The 1,808-nt window shown below is 41.2% G+C and carries 1 protein-coding gene and 1 pseudogene; both read right to left on the bottom strand.

Translation table 11 applies throughout. From position 1 onward, the window contains the following. Positions 1-211: 211 nt before the first annotated feature. Positions 212-985 carry an aminoglycoside phosphotransferase family protein gene (locus FCU94_RS15785; protein ID WP_165387894.1) on the bottom strand — a complete coding sequence of 258 codons (774 nt, stop codon included), beginning with the start codon at positions 983-985 and terminating at the stop codon, positions 212-214. Positions 986-1,100: 115 nt separating this feature from the next. Next, a pseudogene (locus tag FCU94_RS15780) lies at positions 1,101-1,808 on the bottom strand (hypothetical protein); the annotation flags it as partial.

The following is a 1,808-nucleotide window of genomic DNA, read 5'->3' as shown; positions in this document are numbered from 1 at the left end:
GACGCTAACACTCCGCATATAGTGCTACCGGAAAGAACATGAAAGGCACATTTGAGCCAGTGTAAAGCTAGGAAACGAAACTGATAAACACCGAAATTTTTACCGTTGATGCCAACCCCGTACTAACGCCGCATTAAGGTGTGAGCGGCGCTTGGCTATACTTGAGCGAAGCGAAAACGCCAAGCGTTGCGAATCACTCTTAAATGCTTTGTTAGTTGCACAATGCGCACTGAATTTGTTGTTTATTTTCAGTGATATATTCTATGTCATTTAGATAGGCTTGAAGATGACCTTGTTCTATATTTTCAGCAAAGGATTCATTGCCATTTTCGGCTTCACTGCGCATGAAGGATACTAAAGCCTGTAATCGCTGAACCATTGCATCAGCTAATTGATCTCTTTCTAATTCAGTTGCACCGTAACTATCACAGAACAACTTAGCTCTAGCCACCTGCTCTGAGATTGTGCCAAGCTTATCATTGCTGTCAGTTTTGAAAGGAGACCAACAATACACTGAATAGGCTAAATCCCATATCCTTGGCGCTGGGTGCGCCGTGTCGAAATCAAACACACCAACAACTGTATTTTCCAATAGAGCAACATTGTATGGGGTAAAGTCACCATGACAGATAACCTCGAATGGTTCTCTCGGCTCTAACATCCATCGGTGAGCATCAACATCAATTTGATCCAAGAGTGAAACTGTTGAGTCATGTATTTTACGTAATAATTTACCCGCAGACATGAGTGCATCATTTGTTGCGATTGCGCCAACTAGCGGATAATTGTAAGTATTACCTGCGACAAAACTTAAGATTTCTTGGTTTTGATTAACACCTAGAAACCTTGGGATTTCATCGACCTTTGCTCGCTCAAGATGCTTCAAAATAAGATGAATTGTAGGACTCCATAACTGAAGAGGTCGATAGACGACTTCATCATCTCGATATATTGCAGATTCTCTTCCACCTGATAATTCTTCCACGATACCTCCCTGTGCAACTAACGCCGCATTAAGGTGTGAGCGGCGCTTGGCTATACTTGAGCGAAGCGAAACTGCCAAGCGTTGCGAATCACTCTTAAATGCTTTGTTAGCTAAACTATTGCCTCTTAAACCTTTTGTCTACTTTACGCAAGACCATAGAAAAGGTTTTACCAAATGGGTCGTCAAGTTCAAAAATGATATTTTTAGCATCTTTACCTACAATAACGTATTGCTCCGAGAGGTTGCTTGGAATGAAATCTTCAAGCGCAGGAACAAGAGCTCTAAACTTAGGCTCCTTTAGGTCAAAGTTCCTATTGTCTATTTGTAAAAATCGTGGGTATGTTTTTGAGTCTGTTAATTTGACATAGAAATTCTTGGAATCATGCTCCCACTCTCCCGTGCCATCAATGTCGTACATAACCTTTATCGTATTGGCATCATTGGTCGTGGAATCAATTACCATAACCCCAGTAAAGTTGTACATTCCATTTTTAAAGTATTCTGTAGTTCCATTAACTGTTGCAGTACCGTTGGTTATTGAGTAACTGTACTTTGACTGCCAAATTCCGAAAAACTCATCTGAATTCGTTAGCTTATCGTCAAATGGGTTCCAATGAGTGTAAACACTCCAGCAGACACCAAATATACTTGCAATGATTCCTACCCATAATCCAACAACTGATAATCTGCTCATGTACTTTCCTTGTTTAGCTAACGCCGCATTAAGGTGTGAGCGGCGCTTGGCTATACTTGAGCGAAGCGAAACTGCCAAGCGTTGCGAATCACTCTTAAATGCTTTGTTAAGTGGCTTGGATTCAAGTAC

Origin of the sequence: Vibrio sp. JPW-9-11-11, from assembly GCF_013369335.1 — a bacterium.
GTDB lineage: Bacteria > Pseudomonadota > Gammaproteobacteria > Enterobacterales > Vibrionaceae > Vibrio.
Note: the sequence above shows the minus strand (reverse complement) of the source record. Positions and strands in the feature narration are given on the sequence as shown.